This window comes from Zoogloea sp. (assembly GCF_044344315.1).
In the GTDB taxonomy this organism is placed as follows: domain Bacteria; phylum Pseudomonadota; class Gammaproteobacteria; order Burkholderiales; family Rhodocyclaceae; genus Zoogloea.
In genome coordinates this window covers 42,329-57,211 of the sequence record NZ_JBIJDC010000019.1, presented here as the reverse complement: position 1 = coordinate 57,211, position 14,883 = coordinate 42,329, and the positions used below count along the sequence as shown (strand labels likewise).

The following is a 14,883-nucleotide window of genomic DNA, read 5'->3' as shown; positions in this document are numbered from 1 at the left end:
GACAATGAACTCGGCTTCCGTTTCGGCGGCCAGGCGCGACAGCTTGAGGGAGTCGCCGGTGAGGTCGGCGTATTGGTATACGTCGGCCCGCTGGTAGTGGTGACACAGCAGCACGGCCCGGTCGCCGAGGCGCTCACGGGCGGCGCGGATGCGCGCGTGGGCATCGATGTCGGAAAGGGTGTTGAAGCGGTCGAAACTGATGGGAACGGCTTGCATCTCGGTGTCCTGTGGTGTTCAGCCCTGGGTCCACGGCAGGTTGGCGTGACGCCAGCCCCCGACCTTGTTGCGGTGGCCGCCGGCGTCCTTGTCGCCTTCGAAGCCTTCCAGGATGTTGTAGGCATTGGTGAAGCCCGAGCCGGCTGCCAGGGTGGCCGCGGCGTTGGAACGGGCGCCGCTTCGGCACAGGAACATCACCAGCGCTTCCGGATCGACCTGACGCTTGAAGTGTGCCAGGAAGTGGGGGTTCGGTTCGTTGCCGGGGTAGAGCATCCACTCGATCTCGATGGCGCCGGGGACCCGCCCGACCCAGTCCCATTCGGCACGGGTACGAACATCCACCAGCTTGGAGCCCGGGGCGAGCTGGAGCACGTCCCAGGCTTCCCGGGGGGTGAGGGCGCCGGCGTAGGGAAGGCCGAGACTGCGGGCGCGTTCCTGGGCGAGGGCGAGGGTTTCGCTGAGTTTTCCCATGGCGGACATCCGATGAGAATGAGGGGTCTGCGAGTATACCGCTGGCCCCCCGGGCTGCAAGCCATGTCTGAGGGTGCGCCCTCGTGGCGCGTGACCCGCCGAGAGGGGTGCGCCTCTTCCGATGACACGTCGGCATCATCACTGCACGAGGTGTGCACACATTTGGTGCTTTGCTGAAGTTGTTTGCACTATTTTGGTGCTTATTTTTTTCGGGGCGCCAAGACGGGGCCTTGTGGCACAATGAACTGTTTTGATTTGAAAGCTGGCATGCTCTATGCTTTCAAGCTTTCCTGACTTATTGTTGTAACCACTATCTTTTTCCACTGCGCAGCAGCTTCAACCCGTTAGGAGTGAGTGATATGACCCCGCAAGACGTCATGAAGATGGTCCAGGAAAACGAAGTCAAATTCGTCGACTTCCGTTTTACCGACACCAAGGGCAAGGAACACCACGTTGGCGTGCCCGTGAGCGCGTTTGACGATGACAAGTTCGAAAGCGGTCACGCCTTTGACGGTTCTTCGATTGCCGGCTGGAAGGGTATCCAGGCCTCCGACATGCTGCTGATGCCGGACCCCAACACCGCCTACATCGACCCGTTCTTCGATGAGACCACCCTGGTCCTGTCCTGTGACGTTATCGATCCGGCCGACGGCAAGGGCTACGACCGTGACCCGCGCTCCATCGCCAACCGTGCCGAGGCCTACCTGAAGTCCTCCGGTATCGGCGATACCGCCTTCTTTGGTCCGGAACCCGAATTCTTCATCTTCGACTCCGTCGAGTGGAAGGTGGACATGTCCGGCGCATACCACAAGATCTTCTCCGAAGAAGGTGCCTGGTCGTCCGACATCAAGTACGAAGGCGGCAACACCGGCTACCGTCCCGCCGTGAAGGGTGGCTACTTCCCCGTTCCCCCGGTTGATTCCTTCAACGACATGCGTGCCGCCATGTGTCTGGCTCTCGAGGCCTGCGGCGTGCCGGTTGAAGTGCACCACCACGAAGTGGCGAACGCTGGTCAGAACGAAATCGGCACCAAGTTTGACACCCTGGTGCGTCGCGCCGACCAGACCCAGATCCTGAAGTACATCGTCCAGAACGTTGCCCACCAGTACGGCAAGACGGCCACCTTCATGCCCAAGCCCATCGTTGGTGACAACGGTTCCGGCATGCACGTGCACCAGTCCATCTGGAAGGACGGCAAGAACCTGTTCGCCGGCAACGGCTACGCTGGCCTGTCCGAGACCGCCCTGTTCTACATCGGCGGCATCATCAAGCACGCCAAGGCCCTGAACGCCATCACCAACCCGTTGACCAACTCCTACAAGCGTCTGGTTCCGCACTACGAAGCTCCGGTGAAGCTGGCCTACTCGGCCAAGAACCGTTCCGCTTCCATCCGGATCCCGTTCGTGAACAGCGAAAAGGCCCGCCGTATCGAGACCCGTTTCCCGGATCCGGGCGCAAACCCCTATCTGTGCTTCGCCGCGCTGATGATGGCCGGCCTCGATGGCATCCAGAACAAGATTCACCCGGGCGACCCCGCCGACAAGAACCTCTACGACCTGCCGCCGGAAGAAGACGCGCTCATCCCGACCGTCTGCTCCAGCCTTGACGAAGCCCTGGCTGCCCTCGACAAGGATCGTGAGTTCCTGACCCGCGGTGGTGTGTTCAGCAGCGACTTCATCGACTCCTTCATCGCCCTGAAGCAGGAAGAAGTGAACCGTCTGCGCGTTGAAGTGCACCCGGTCGAGTTCGAGATGTACTACGCCATCTGATCTCCGGATCCGGACCGGTCAGCCTGCTGGCCGGTTGGTGCGTTACTCAAGGACGGGCTCAGGCCCGTCCTTTTGTTTCCGGCCGGCGTTTGTGTTTGACCGGGTCGGCCCCTACACTAGCCCTGCTTCCGGAATAACCTGTGCCGACGATGATCCCGAGAATCTCCCTTTCGCTCGCTGCCTTGCTGTGCTTCTCGCCGGCCTGGGCGGACATCTACAAGTGCGTCGATGAGGCCGGCCACATCACCTATACCAATACCAAGGCTTCCGGTCGGGGCTGCAGCCTCCTGGCCCGCGATCAAGCCGTCTCCTCCGTTCCCGGGCCCGGGCCTTCTCGCCCCGCTGCGGCGCCCCAAAATAGTGCATCACCCTCTGCGGCGGGTTTTCCGAAGGTCGATACGGGCACCCAAAAGGCGCGTGACAGCGACCGGCGCCGCATCCTCGACGAGGAACTGGCCAACGAGCAGCGAGCCCTCGATGCTGCCCGACGGGATCTTGCCGCCCAGGAAAGCGTCCGCTCCGACGAGCGTAATTACCAGAAGGCCCTTGAGCGCTTGCAGCCCTACAAGGACAAAATGCAGATCCACGAGCGCAACATCGAGGCACTGCGCAAGGAAATCGCAAATCTCCGCTAGCCGCCGGCGTCTCCGCGCCTGGCGGGTGTGTCGATGATTGGGCGGGCAAGTGGTCTGCTTCTTGCATTGATCTGCCCATATGCAAAACGACCAGTCCCCCAGCCCTGCCTCTCCCTTCGCCGGCCTCGAGCTGTTGTCGTCTGCCGTGGTGCTGGTGGACGATGAACTCATCGTTCGCTATCTGAACCCCGGGGCAGAAAACCTGTTTGCTGCGAGCAGTCGCAAGATAGTCGGCTACTCCCTGCGTCGCCTGCTTGGCGAGCCGCTCGGGCTGGCCAATGCACTCAACAACGTTCTGCGGGATAACTGGAGCTACACCGGACACAACCTGACCGTGGTACGCCCCGGGATGGAGACCTTGCAGCTCGATTGCACGGTCACACCGGTCGATTCGGTCAATGCGCGCCTGCTTCTGGAGTTTCGTCCGATGGACGCGCACCTTAAGGTGGCACGTGAAGAGCAGCTCGCGCACCAACAACAGGCGAGCCGCGAACTGATCCGCAATCTGGCTCACGAAATCAAGAATCCCCTCGGTGGTATCCGCGGCTCTGCCCAGTTACTGGAGCGCGAACTGGACGACCCGCAGCTCCGCGAATACACCCAGGTGATCATTGCCGAGGTGGATCGCCTGCAGGACCTGATGAACAGGCTGCTCACGTCCCACCGGATGATGCAGCCATCCCAGCTCAATCCCCATGATGTGCTGGAGCGGGTCCGGCGTCTGATCCTGGCGGAGTTTCCGTCGGTGGGGGTGCGGCGCGATTACGACACCAGCCTGCCCTATATCACCGGCGACCGGGAGCAACTCATCCAGGCGATTCTCAACATCGCCCGCAATGCGGCCCAGGCCCTGCATGGAGACGGAGAGATCGTCCTGCGGACCCGGGCGGCCCGCCAGGTCACCCTGGCCAAGCGCCGCTTCAAGCTGGCCCTGCAGCTGCAGGTGATCGACAACGGCCCCGGCATTCCGGACAGTATCCGCGACAAGATCTTCTATCCGCTTGTGTCCGGGCGGGAAAACGGTAGCGGCCTGGGTTTGTCCCTGGCACAGAGCTTCATCGAACAACACCAGGGCGCGATCGAGGTGGAGTCCCGCCCGGGGCGCACCTGCTTCACGATCTTCCTGCCGATCTCCAGGGATCTGGAATCATGAGCGGACGGGAATGCACCAATATGGTGCTCCGTCCTTTGAACCCCTTTGTTTGCCTGTATCAAACTTGTGCGCGTGAATGACATGAATGCAGTCTGGATAGTTGATGACGACCGCTCCATCCGGTGGGTGCTGGAGAAGGCCCTGGCCCGGGAAGAGATTCCGTACAAGAGCTTCGGGTCTGCCGGCGAGGTGCTGGCTGCCCTGGAGAGCTCCTCCCAGGCACCGCGGGTGCTGCTCTCCGACATCCGCATGCCCGGCGAGTCCGGCCTGACCCTGTTGTCCAAGGTCAAGGCGCGCTTTCCGCACATGCCGGTGATCATCATGACCGCCTACTCCGACCTGGACAGTGCGGTGGCAGCCTTCCAGGGGGGCGCCTTTGAATATCTTCCCAAGCCCTTCGACGTGGATCAGGCCGTCGAGCTGGTGCGCCGTGCCATCGACGAGAGCGCCCACCAGGCGGGTTCCGAGGAGGTACTCAGTGCCGTGCCCGAGATTCTCGGTCAGGCCCCGGCCATGCAGGAGGTCTTCCGCGCTATCGGCCGCTTGTCCCAGTCCCATGCTACGGTGCTGATCAACGGGGAATCCGGCTCGGGGAAAGAGCTTGTCGCCCGCGCCCTGCACCGCCACAGCCCGCGCAAGGATGCGCCCTTCATCGCCATCAACACTGCGGCGATTCCCCGTGATCTGCTCGAATCCGAGCTCTTTGGCCATGAGCGTGGTGCCTTCACCGGCGCCCAGACCATGCGCCGGGGCCGTTTCGAGCAGGCCGAAGGCGGCACCCTGTTCCTTGATGAAATCGGTGACATGCCCGCCGAGCTGCAGACCCGCCTGCTGCGGGTGCTGTCGGACAACAACTTCTACCGCGTGGGGGGGCATCAGCCCATCAAGGCTAATGTTCGGGTCATCGCCGCCACCCACCAGAACATGGAGGAGCGCGTCCGTCAGGGCTTGTTCCGGGAGGATCTGTTCCACCGCCTCAACGTGATCCGGCTGCGTCTGCCGCCGCTGCGTGAGCGCCGCGAGGACATCCCGCCCCTGGCCAAGCACTTCATCGCCCTGTCGGCCCAGGAGCTGGGCGTTGAAGCCAAGCGCCTGTCGGAGAGCACCCTGAAGTACCTCCAGAGCCTGGATTTTCCCGGCAACGTGCGTCAGCTCGAGAACCTCTGTCACTGGCTTACCGTGATGGCGCCCGGCCAGACCGTGGAGGTGGCGGATCTGCCCCCCGAGCTCAAAGACCAGCCCACCCGGGAGCAGCCGGCCAACTGGGGCGATGCCCTGATGGCTGAAGCCGACCGCTCCCTGGCCCAGAACCCGGGGGAGGTCTTCGACCGCTTGAGCAAGGATTTCGAGCGCATCCTCATCCGGCGTGCCCTGGCCGCCACCGGCGGACGGCGTATTGAGGCGGCCCAGCTGCTCGGGATCGGCCGCAACACCATCACCCGCAAGATCCAGGAGCTGGGGCTCGAGGATCCGGATCCGGTCTGAAAAGGTATCAAAGCGTCGCTGCCGCTGCGCAGGGCGCTCGCCTTACTCCATAATGTCCGGCTTGTTTTCATTAGCCGGGAATCGATTCTTGGACCGTTCCGATTACGACGCCCTCGATGCGGGGGCGGTGGCGGCCGCGCTGGGTGACCTGGCCGACGCCTTTTCACTGGTGCTCCTGGCGGAGTGCGATTCCACCAATAGCCGTCTTCTGGCCCAGTTGCCGCCGGATGACGGGCGCGTGCATGTGCTGGCGGCCGATGTGCAGACATCGGGGCGTGGGCGGCGTGGGCGGGTGTGGCAGTCCTGGCCGGGCGCCAGTCTGACCTTTTCTGCCCTGTGGCGCTTCGCCCCCGGCTCGCCGGTGCCGGCCGGCCTGTCCCTGGTGGCCGGGCTCGCCGTGGCGCGGGCACTGGAAGAACTGGGCGTCGACGGGGTGCAGCTCAAGTGGCCCAACGACGTGCTGGTGCACGGACGCAAGCTGGCGGGCATCCTTGTCGAGCTTACGCCCGGTCGCGGACGTACGCCGGCGGCTGTCGTCGGTATCGGCGTCAACCTGAGCCTGCCCCCCGATGCGCAGGTGGAGTACGCCACCGGCGTGACCGATCTGGCGGAGTGTCTGGGGCGCGCGCCCGGCGCGAGCCAACTCCTCGGCCTGGTGCTGGTGCAACTCCATCGCCTCTTTGAGGTGTATGCCGCCGCGGGTTTCTCCGCCCTGCGTGGCGCTTGGCAGCAGCGCAATGCCTTTGCCGATCTGCCGGTGAGCATCATCGGCGAGGCCGAGGCCTTGAGTGGCACCTGTGCTGGCGTGGACGAGGATGGTGCCCTGCTGTTGCACACGCCAGAAGGGCTGCGTCGTGTGCTGTCGGGCGAAGTGTCCCTGAGGCTAGCCTGATGGATCTGCTTCTCGATGTGGGCAACACCCGTCTCAAATGGGGGCTGCATGACGGCACCGGCTGGCGTGGCCAGGGCGCCGTGCTCCTCAGTGCCCTCGACGGCTTTGCCGACGTGCTCGCCAGCCTGGGGTCGGTCGAGCGCATGCTGGGCGCCAATGTGGCCGGGGCTACGGTCGGCGGGCGTCTTGGCGCCTTCCTTGAACGTGCTGGTCTGGCTGCCGAGTGGATACGCCCCCTGGGCGAAGGGTATGGCGTGCGCAACGCCTATCTCGATCCGTCCCGCCTTGGCGCCGACCGCTGGGCTGCCCTGGTCGGGGCCCGGGCGCTTCACGATGGGGCCGCGTTGGTGGTCACCTCCGGCACCGCCACCACGGCCGATGTGCTGGACAGCCAGGGGGTGTTCCAGGGCGGCGTGATATTGCCCGGCCTTGACCTGATGCGCCTCTCCCTGGCCCGCGACACGGCCCAGTTACCTTTCTCCGACGGGCGTTTCGAGCGCACCCCCCGGCGTACCGCCGATGCCATCCAGACCGGTTGCCTGCATGCCCAGCTGGGGGCCATCGAGCGCATGTTCCGCCTGGTTGCCGGCGAGCCGGGGAGTCTCTGTCTGCTCAATGGTGGCGCCGCCGCTGCGCTGGCGCCCCTGCTGGAGTGTCCGTTGCGGGAGGTGGACAATCTTGTGCTCGAAGGTCTGGTCCGCATGCTCGGGGCCGACTAGGGTGCCGCCGGCCTTTCTGGTGCCGGGGTGCCGGCGCCTTTTCCCGTGTCCTCGTATCGGTTAGTCTTGCTGCCATGGCCCCACTTCGTGTCGCTGTCATCATCCTGATCTTTGCCAACCTGCTGGCCCTCGCCCTGTGGAAGGGCTGGCTGGGCGGTGCCGCGTCCTATGGCGAGCCGGAGCGGCTCAGCAATCAGTTGAACCCCGAACGGATGCGTCTCATGACGGAAGCCCGCCCCCCGGCGGCGCCGCCGGTGGTGCTCAAGCCTGCCCCGGCCGCAGAGCCGGAGCCCGCGCCCGAAGCCGTCGAAGAGAAAACCGAGAAGAAGGATGACGGGAAGACCACTGAAAAAGCAGCCGCGCCAGCCCCGGTGGCTGAGGCCGTGGCGCCTCAGGCCTGCGTGGTGTTTGCCGGGTTGAGCGCCGACCAGGCGCGGGAGCTGACAGCACGCATCGCCAAGGCCGGAACGGGCTTCAAACTCAGCGAGACCCGCAGCGAGGCGCCCTCATCCTGGTGGGTGCATATCCCGGCCCAGGGCAGTCGCGAAGGGGCTGACAAAAAGGCCGCCGAGCTGCGCCGTCTCGGCGTGGATGACCTGTTCATCATGCAGGATCCGGGCCCCAACCAGTTTGCCGTGTCCCTCGGTCTTTACAAGAGCGAGGCGGCGGCCACCCGCTTGCTCGACGCGCTCAAGGAAAAGGGGGTGCGCAGCGCGCAGATCGCAGCCCGGGGGGCGGGCGTCGTCCGCATCGAGGTGCGTGGCCCCGGTGACAGTCTGGCTACCGTGGCCAGTGATCTTTCCGATCGTCTGCGCGGCGCCAATCGTCTCGAGTGCAGCCCGTGAGCGCCCGGCCCTTCATTGTCGGCCTCACCGGCGGTATTGGCAGCGGCAAGAGCGCTGCGGCCGACATCTTTGGTGAACTCGGGGCAGCGATTGTCGATACCGACCGCATCGCCCACCTTCTCACGGCATCTGGCGGGGCGGCCATGGCTGCCATCTCCGCCGCTTTCGGGGATGGTGTTTTGACGGAGGAGGGCGCCTTGAACCGCCCGGCCATGCGTGCGCTGGCTTTTGAGAGTCCGGACGCGCGCAAACGGCTGGAAGGCATACTCCACCCCATGATCCGCCAGGAAAGCGAACGTCAGTGCCTGAGCGCCAGCGCGCCCTACGTCATTCTTGCCGTGCCCTTGCTGATCGAGTCCGGTACCTACCGGGAGCGGGTGCAGCGCCTGTGCGTTGTGGATTGCCCTGAGGCGGTCCAGGTGGCCCGGGTCATGCAGCGCAGTGCCCTGGATGAAGCCCAGGTGCGTGCCATCATGGCCGCACAGGCCAGTCGAGCAGAACGCCTCGCTGCGGCTGATGATGTGGTGGACAATGCCGGCTCGCTGGACGCCCTGCGGGCGCAGGTTACGGGGCTGCATTCCCGCTACCTGGCCTTCGCCGCGACGCCTGGAGCCCTGTGATATGATTCGCCGCGGTCAGACAGACATACATCGATACCCCATCCAGGCCCAGGCGCGCGCGTGATCACCTACGAATATCCGCTCAATGAGAGGATCCGCACGCTGCTACGACTTGAGCAGCTGTTCGAAAAGGTCACGCATTTCGTGCGGGCCGAAGGCTCCCTCGAGCACCATGTGGCCTTGCTGACCCTGTTCGAGATCCTTGAAGTTGCCGGCCGCGCCGATCTCAAAGTTGACCTGGTCCAGGAACTCGAACGTCAGCGCCAGATCCTGCTTTCCTTCCGCAACAACCCGCAGATTTCCGAGGAGGCCCTGTCCGGCGCCCTCTACGAGATTGAGCAGGCGTCCGCCTCCCTGCTCGCCATGGCAGGCAAGACCGGCCAGTACCTGCGGGAGAACGAGTGGCTGATGAACATTCGCAGCCGGGCCGCGATTCCTGGCGGTGCCTGCGAATTCGACCTGCCTTCATATCATCACTGGCTCAACCGCGAGGTCGAATCCCGCCGGCGGGATCTGAGTGCCTGGGTTCATCCCCTGCTGCCCATCCGTGACGGCCTGGCCATCGTGCTGCGCCTCTTGCGGGCCAGTGGCCGGCCAGAAGAACTGATGGCTCTGCGCGGCGCTTTCCAGCAGACCATGGGGGGGCGCACGGCCCAGATGATCCGTATCCGCGTGGACTCGACCGCCATGTGCGTGCCAGAGACCAGCGCCAACAAATACGCCCTCAACGTGCGCTTCATGCACGCCGAGACGGTGGCCCGGCCCCGTCAGGCAGAGGCTGACATCGCCTTCGAACTGACTTTCTGCAATCTGTGAGCGATTCCCCCAAACCCCGCGTCGTCAAGTGCCCGACCTGCGGTACCGCCGTCGTCTGGGGCCCCCAGAGCCCGCAGCGCCCGTTCTGCTCCGAGCGCTGCCGCCTGATTGATCTGGGCGCCTGGGCCACCGACAGCTATCGCGTTGAGGGGGATTCGCCCCTTGATGACGAGTCCGATCCCCTTCGCGATCTGCGTCACTGAGCGGCCCACTGGCCGCTTCCTTTGTCTTATCCCTGCCAGAAACTCCGGATGCCCGCCACGCCGTGGGCGCCGTGGGCTTTTGCCGTGTCCAGGTCGTCGGGCTTGAGTCCGCCCAGGGCCAGCACCGGCAGCGGAAGGGTGTGGATGCGGTCGGCAAAGCCGGCCCAGCCCAGTCCGTCGCGTTCAGGGTGGCTGGCGGTGGGTTTGACCGCGCCGAGCAGGGCGTAGTCGAGCCCGAGGGCGGCGGCCTGCTCCAGTTCGTCGCGGGTGTGGCAGGAGGCGCCAACCCATTCCAGATCCGGTCGGGTGTTGAGTTCGGTCAGGCGACGGGCCGGCAGATGCACGCCGTCGGCACCGAGGCGGGTGGCCAGGTCCACGTCGTCATTGATCAGGGCGATGGCACCTGCGGCCCGGGTGCGTGCCAGCACGGCTCGGGCGAAGGCTTCCCGGTCGGGGGGCGACAGGCCCGGCTCGCGGATCTGGACCAAGCGCAGGCCACCGGCCAGGGCTTGGTCGAGGCGGGCCAGCTGGGTGTCGATGCCGATTTCGGCGGCCTGGGTGATGCCCATCCGGCGGGGCAGGCGCAGGGCCTTGATGATGGGCCCGTTGGCCGGCAGCATGGGCTCGACGTCCATGGTCGCGGCCTGTTGCCAGGAGAGGGCCGCATGCACCCGGTCGTGGATCTCGCCCCGCCAGGCCGGCACTTCGAAGAAGTGCAGATTGACGTGGGCGTGCTCGTAGACGTGTTCGCGGGTGAGCCACGGCCAGGCTTCCAGGACCTCCATGTCGAGCTCTTCATGGAGCTCGCGGATCAGGGCGTCGCGGGGGGTTTCGCCGGCTTCGACCTTGCCGCCGGGAAACTCCCAGTAGCCCGGGTAGAAGGTGTCGGCAGCGCGCTGCCCGACCAGGAAGCTGCCGTCGGGCCGGGTGATGACGGCGGCGGCCACATGCACGATCTTCTTCATTGTTCGAAGCGCCCCGCGTAGTCCCGGGCAAACTGCCAGGCCACCCGGCCGCTGCGGGAGCCGCGCAGCAGCGCCCATTGCAAGGCCTCGCCGCGGGCGTCGGGGATGGCCTCGGCCGGCACGCCGAACTCGCCCAGCCAGTGCCGCACCACCGCCAGGTACTCGTCCTGGCTGAAGGGGTAGAAGGAGATCCACAGGCCGAAGCGCTCGGAAAGGGAGATCTTTTCCTCCACGGCTTCGGACGGATGCACTTCGCCGTCCTTGTGTTTGGTGGCTGCGTTCTCGGAGAAATACTCCGGCATCAGGTGGCGCCGGTTGGAGGTGGCGTAGATCAGCACGTTGTCGGGGACCGCAGCCAGGGATCCGTCGAGGACGCTCTTGAGCGCCTTGTAAGCCGGTTCGCCGTCTTCGAAGGAGAGGTCGTCGGTGAACAGGATGAAGCGTTCCGGGCGCCCCTCCAGAAGCTCGACGATGTCGGGCAGGTCGATCAGGTCATCTTTGTCCACCTCGATCAGGCGCAGGCCCTCGGCGGCGTATTCAGTCAGCAGGGCCTTGACCAGGGATGACTTGCCGGTGCCCCGGGCGCCGGTGAGGAGGACATTATTGGCCCGCTTGCCGTTCAGGAACTGGCGGGTGTTGCCGACGATGCGGGCCTTCTTGTCGTCGATGTCCTGCAGATCGGCAAGGCGGATCTGGTGGGGGTGCAGCACGGCTTGCAGGCCGGCGGCATTGCCCTTGCGTCGCCAGCGGAAGGCGCTCGAGGCTTGCCAGTCGGGGGGCTGCGGGGCGGCTGGCAGAAAGTGCTCCAGGCGCTCAAGGAGCCGTTCGGCGCGGGCCAGAAATTGGTTGAGGTCGGTCATGGAGGGGCGTCCGTATCCTTGTTCTTCGGGCTGCGCAGGGCCAGGGCAACAATCACGAGCAGCACGGCAACGACGCCGAGTTCAAGGCCGATCAGCCACATGGATGTTCCCTTTCGCAGGCCCGGTCCGGCAAAGCGGTGGTTATACTCGGGCGGGTATCGACAGCAAGCCGCGAGTTTACCCCATCCATGTTCTCTGTCTTTTCCCGCCTGCCCGCTCTTTTTCCGGCGCTCCTTCTGGCGGCCTGTGCCAGTTCCCCCAAGCCGGTGAGCGAGCCGGCCCGGGCGCCGGTCACCACGCCCGCCCCGACGACACCCGCAACTGCGCCAGTGTCGCCTGCCGTGCTACCCCCGACAGGTGGGGCTCCCGCACCCCAGGCCCTGGCCCGGCCTCTGCAGGCCGCTGACTGGTCCGATCTGCCAGGCTGGGCGGCCGATCCGGTGGAGGATGCGTGGCCGGCATTTCTGGCCTCTTGCCGTGCGGTGAGCCGGCAGGCGGTGTGGCGGCCGGTGTGCGATGCAGCGAAGGCTCAGGGGGAGAACCCGGGGGGCGCTGCTGTGCGCCGTTTCTTCGAGGCACGCCTGAGCCCCTGGCGGGTGCTGAATGCGGACGGTAGCCGGGAGGGACTGGTCACTGGCTATTACGAGCCCCTGATCAAGGGCAGCCGCAGCCGCAGCAAGTCCTATCCGTGGCCGGTGCATGGTGTGCCGGACGATCTGCTGACCATCGATCTGGGCGATGTCTTTCCTGATCTCAAAGGGCAGCGGGTGCGGGGGCGTCTGGCGGGCAACCGGGTCGTGCCCTATTACACCCGCGCCGACGTGGCTCGCCAGGCCGAGCGCTTTGCCGGCAAGACCCTGCTGTATGCCGAAGATGCCGTCGAGCTGTTCTTCCTCCAGGTGCAAGGTTCCGGGCGGGTCCAGTTGCCTGACGGCAGTGTGGTACGGCTGGCCTATGGCGATGCCAATGGTCATCCCTATCAGTCCATCGGACGCTGGCTCGTGGACAAGGGCGAGATGAAGCTGGAGCAGGCGTCGATGGAGGGTATCAAGAGCTGGGCGCGGGCCAACCCCGGGCGCCTGCAGGAGATGCTCAACGCCAATCCGAGCTACATCTTCTTCCGCGAGGTGGCCCAGTCCAGCGGTGGTCCGGTGGGTGCGCTGGGGCAGCCGCTGACCGAGGGGCGCAGCCTGGCCGTGGATCCGCGCAGCATTCCCCTCGGGGCGCCGGTGTTTCTGGCCACAACTCAGCCTAACAGCGCCCAGCCCCTGCGTCGCCTGATGCTGGCCCAGGATACGGGGAGTGCGATCAAGGGTGGTGTGCGCGGGGATTTCTTCTGGGGCTTCGGGGCCGAGGCGGGTGCCCTTGCCGGTCGCATGCGTCAGAAGGGCGAAATGTGGGTCTTATGGCCCAGGGATCAGATTCCGCGATAGCCCGGATGAGTGAAAGCGTAGATTTGTAATAACTTTTGCGTAAATTCTTGGTTCGCTGACACGTTGGCCCTGGCTATCGTGCGAAGCTCGCGTCCCTGTTCATTGACGCGATCCGATCTGCATGCCTACGGAGACCACCGTGCCCCTCACCGAACTGGTTCACTATTTCAACAAGCGGAATCGACTTGCCCACAGCGTGGGGGAGGAGGACTGCTTCGCGATTGTGAGCGGGCAGGTTCGGGCGCAGTTTCGTGGCAACGTGCTCGGCTCCCTGTTTCAGCCGGTGGTCGAGCGAGTCAGCGGGCAGGTGATTGGCCACGAGGCGTATCTTCAGGTGCTGGCGGGGGAGTGGGCCGGCGGGCCAAGCCAGGGGGTTTTCCTGGAGGCATCCGACGATCACGAACTGGTTTACCTGGATCGGCTGGTGCGTACCCTGCACGCCCTCAATTTTCTGCTGGAGCGGGAGCAGCGCGGCGGTTTCCTGGCCCTCAACATTCATCCGCAGTTGCTGCGGGTGGTGCGTGAGCATCATGGGCATGTGTTCGAGAGCATCCTGGCGCGCTGCGGCCTGACGCCCGAGCGGATCGTGCTGGAGGTGTCCGATGACGGTTTCGATGGCTTGTCGCGCCTCAGGTCGGTCATCGCGGCCTACCAGGAGCGGGGTTACCGGGTGGCGATCGACAACTTCGGTCGTCACACCGCTTGCCTGGATCGCCTGGAGGCCTTGTCGCCGGATATCGTCAAGCTGGACCGCAGCCTGATCGGCCACGCCGGGCATTTGAGCCTGGCCAAGCGGGTGATGACCGAGCTCAGCGGAGAAATTCGTCGTCTGGGGGCGAGTGTGGTGTGCCAGTGCATCGAGAATCCCCTGCAGTTGCAGGTGGCCCAGGATGCGAATGTGGACTTCTTGCAGGGCTACCGTATCGGCCGCCCGGCAGTCCACTGCCTACCGGTGGTGAGGCAGCGCCAGCCCCGCGAAGCGGCCTGAGTGGCGCCGGCCGGTGGGCTGTGTGCCCTGGCCGGCCCTGATGTTCCGAAGGTTTACTTGCCGCCGGCTGCCTGGGTCATGGCCTGTTCCAGTTGGGCCAGGGGCACGGCGCCGGGCAGGCGATTGCCATCGGCGGTGAAGATCGTCGGGGTGCCGCTGACCTTGATCTTCTGGCCGAGCGCGACGTTCTTGTCGATGGCGCTGGTGTCGCAACCTGCGGCCGCCGCGGCAGGCGTCTTGCCGGCGGTCATCCAGTCATTCCAGGCGGCGGCCCTGTCCTTTGCGCACCAGATATTCTTCGATTTCTCGGTGGAGTCGGGGCTCAGGATCGGGTACAGAAAGGTGTACACCGTTGCATCCTTGAGACTCAGCAGATCCTTGGCGAGGCGCTTGCAGTAGCCGCAGTTGGGATCTTCGAAGCTGGCGATCACCCGCTTGCCGTTGCCTTTCACCTGTTTGATGGCCTGGTCGAGGGGCAGGGTGGCGAAGTCGATCTTCATCAGCTGGGCCATGCGTGCCTGGGTGATGTTCTTGCGGGTCTTGGCGTCGATCAGGCTGCCATCGATCAGGAAGCTGACGTTGGCGTCCGTGTACAGCAGCTCTCCCGACTTCAGTACGACTTCGTACAAGCCGCCGTAGGAGGTTTTCTTGATGCTCTCCACGGCGGGGGCGTTGAGGAAGTTCTCGACATTCTTCTTGACCGAGCTTTCATCGGCCGCGTGGGCGACGCCCGCTGCGAGCAAGAGGGTGGCGAGCAGCGAACGTACGAGGGGGAATTTCATCCGGGAATCTCCAGGGAAAGGCGGGTGAGGC

The 14,883-nt window shown here is 65.0% G+C and carries 17 protein-coding genes; 12 read left to right on the top strand and 5 right to left on the bottom strand.

Going from position 1 to position 14,883, the window contains the following annotated elements; genetic code table 11:
* Positions 1-216 (bottom strand): quinolinate synthase NadA (nadA, locus tag ACIQ09_RS06380; protein ID WP_398307356.1); only part of this gene is annotated, 216 nt, incomplete at its 3' end.
* An 18-nt stretch (positions 217-234) separates the two neighbouring features.
* Positions 235-687 carry a rhodanese-like domain-containing protein gene (locus ACIQ09_RS06375; RefSeq protein WP_296409470.1) on the bottom strand — a complete coding sequence of 151 codons (453 nt, stop codon included), beginning with the start codon at positions 685-687 and terminating at the stop codon, positions 235-237.
* A 359-nt stretch (positions 688-1,046) separates the two neighbouring features.
* Between ACIQ09_RS06375 and glnA the strand changes: the two genes are divergently transcribed.
* The 10 genes from glnA to ACIQ09_RS06325 all read left to right on the top strand — a co-directional run bounded on the left by glnA (position 1,047) and on the right by ACIQ09_RS06325 (position 9,824).
* Positions 1,047-2,456, top strand: coding sequence for a type I glutamate--ammonia ligase (glnA, locus tag ACIQ09_RS06370; protein ID WP_398307353.1), 1,410 nt, complete (start codon positions 1,047-1,049; stop codon positions 2,454-2,456).
* 149 nt (positions 2,457-2,605) lie between these two features.
* Positions 2,606-3,091 carry a DUF4124 domain-containing protein gene (locus tag ACIQ09_RS06365; protein ID WP_398307351.1) on the top strand — a complete coding sequence of 162 codons (486 nt, stop codon included), beginning with the start codon at positions 2,606-2,608 and terminating at the stop codon, positions 3,089-3,091.
* Positions 3,092-3,170: 79 nt separating this feature from the next.
* Entirely contained in the window at positions 3,171-4,244 is a 1,074-nt protein-coding gene (gene glnL, locus ACIQ09_RS06360) for a nitrogen regulation protein NR(II) (protein WP_398307349.1), read from the top strand.
* A gap of 81 nt (positions 4,245-4,325) precedes the next feature.
* Complete coding sequence (gene ntrC / locus ACIQ09_RS06355; RefSeq protein WP_296564686.1) at positions 4,326-5,729, top strand: nitrogen regulation protein NR(I); 1,404 nt, start codon at positions 4,326-4,328, stop codon at positions 5,727-5,729.
* Between the two features lie 88 nt (positions 5,730-5,817).
* Complete coding sequence (locus tag ACIQ09_RS06350) at positions 5,818-6,621, top strand: biotin--[acetyl-CoA-carboxylase] ligase (RefSeq protein ID WP_398307347.1); 804 nt, start codon at positions 5,818-5,820, stop codon at positions 6,619-6,621.
* Positions 6,621-7,340 carry a type III pantothenate kinase gene (locus ACIQ09_RS06345; RefSeq protein ID WP_398307345.1) on the top strand — a complete coding sequence of 240 codons (720 nt, stop codon included), beginning with the start codon at positions 6,621-6,623 and terminating at the stop codon, positions 7,338-7,340. The genes ACIQ09_RS06350 and ACIQ09_RS06345 overlap by 1 nt, the downstream gene beginning before the upstream one ends.
* A gap of 74 nt (positions 7,341-7,414) precedes the next feature.
* The gene (locus ACIQ09_RS06340) at positions 7,415-8,185 is read left to right on the top strand and encodes an SPOR domain-containing protein (protein WP_398307343.1); all 771 of its coding nucleotides are present in this window, start codon (positions 7,415-7,417) and stop codon (positions 8,183-8,185) included.
* Positions 8,173-8,805 carry a dephospho-CoA kinase gene (coaE, locus tag ACIQ09_RS06335; protein WP_398307341.1) on the top strand — a complete coding sequence of 211 codons (633 nt, stop codon included), beginning with the start codon at positions 8,173-8,175 and terminating at the stop codon, positions 8,803-8,805. The genes ACIQ09_RS06340 and coaE overlap by 13 nt, the downstream gene beginning before the upstream one ends.
* Before the next feature lie 60 nt (positions 8,806-8,865).
* Entirely contained in the window at positions 8,866-9,621 is a 756-nt protein-coding gene (gene zapD, locus ACIQ09_RS06330; protein ID WP_398307339.1) for a cell division protein ZapD, read from the top strand.
* Positions 9,618-9,824, top strand: a complete 207-nt coding sequence (locus ACIQ09_RS06325) for a DNA gyrase inhibitor YacG (RefSeq protein ID WP_296408874.1) — start codon at positions 9,618-9,620, stop codon at positions 9,822-9,824. Before zapD ends, ACIQ09_RS06325 begins: the two co-directional genes overlap by 4 nt.
* A 26-nt stretch (positions 9,825-9,850) precedes the next feature.
* Here the strand turns inward: ACIQ09_RS06325 and ACIQ09_RS06320 are convergent, their stop codons facing one another.
* Complete coding sequence (locus ACIQ09_RS06320) at positions 9,851-10,789, bottom strand: Nudix family hydrolase (RefSeq protein WP_398307336.1); 939 nt, start codon at positions 10,787-10,789, stop codon at positions 9,851-9,853.
* Positions 10,786-11,649, bottom strand: coding sequence for an ATP-binding protein (locus ACIQ09_RS06315; protein ID WP_398307334.1), 864 nt, complete (start codon positions 11,647-11,649; stop codon positions 10,786-10,788). The genes ACIQ09_RS06320 and ACIQ09_RS06315 overlap by 4 nt, the downstream gene beginning before the upstream one ends.
* 188 nt (positions 11,650-11,837) lie before the next feature.
* Here ACIQ09_RS06315 and ACIQ09_RS06310 point away from each other — a divergent pair, with 188 nt between their 5' ends.
* On the top strand, positions 11,838-13,082 hold the full coding sequence (locus tag ACIQ09_RS06310; protein WP_398307332.1) for a murein transglycosylase A: 1,245 nt from the start codon (positions 11,838-11,840) through the stop codon (positions 13,080-13,082).
* Between the two features lie 139 nt (positions 13,083-13,221).
* Positions 13,222-14,070, top strand: coding sequence for an EAL domain-containing protein (locus ACIQ09_RS06305; protein ID WP_398307330.1), 849 nt, complete (start codon positions 13,222-13,224; stop codon positions 14,068-14,070).
* A gap of 53 nt (positions 14,071-14,123) precedes the next feature.
* Here ACIQ09_RS06305 and ACIQ09_RS06300 read toward each other — a convergent pair whose 3' ends face one another.
* On the bottom strand, positions 14,124-14,852 hold the full coding sequence (locus ACIQ09_RS06300) for a DsbC family protein (RefSeq protein WP_398307328.1): 729 nt from the start codon (positions 14,850-14,852) through the stop codon (positions 14,124-14,126).
* Between the last annotated feature and the right edge of the window lie 31 nt (positions 14,853-14,883).

Bases quoted from the DNA above. Each gene is read 5' to 3' on its own strand.
- ntrC (WP_296564686.1), top strand. From the start codon at position 4,326: ATGAATGCAGTCTGGATAGTTGATGACGACCGCTCCATCCGGTGGGTG.
- ACIQ09_RS06340 (WP_398307343.1), top strand. From the start codon at position 7,415: ATGGCCCCACTTCGTGTCGCTGTCATCATCCTGATCTTTGCCAACCTG.
- ACIQ09_RS06365 (WP_398307351.1), top strand. From the start codon at position 2,606: ATGATCCCGAGAATCTCCCTTTCGCTCGCTGCCTTGCTGTGCTTCTCG.
- ACIQ09_RS06375 (WP_296409470.1), bottom strand. From the start codon at position 687: ATGGGAAAACTCAGCGAAACCCTCGCCCTCGCCCAGGAACGCGCCCGC.
- ACIQ09_RS06300 (WP_398307328.1), bottom strand. From the start codon at position 14,852: ATGAAATTCCCCCTCGTACGTTCGCTGCTCGCCACCCTCTTGCTCGCA.
- ACIQ09_RS06345 (WP_398307345.1), top strand. From the start codon at position 6,621: ATGGATCTGCTTCTCGATGTGGGCAACACCCGTCTCAAATGGGGGCTG.
- ACIQ09_RS06315 (WP_398307334.1), bottom strand. From the start codon at position 11,649: ATGACCGACCTCAACCAATTTCTGGCCCGCGCCGAACGGCTCCTTGAG.
- ACIQ09_RS06320 (WP_398307336.1), bottom strand. From the start codon at position 10,789: ATGAAGAAGATCGTGCATGTGGCCGCCGCCGTCATCACCCGGCCCGAC.
- ACIQ09_RS06310 (WP_398307332.1), top strand. From the start codon at position 11,838: ATGTTCTCTGTCTTTTCCCGCCTGCCCGCTCTTTTTCCGGCGCTCCTT.
- glnL (WP_398307349.1), top strand. From the start codon at position 3,171: ATGCAAAACGACCAGTCCCCCAGCCCTGCCTCTCCCTTCGCCGGCCTC.
- glnA (WP_398307353.1), top strand. From the start codon at position 1,047: ATGACCCCGCAAGACGTCATGAAGATGGTCCAGGAAAACGAAGTCAAA.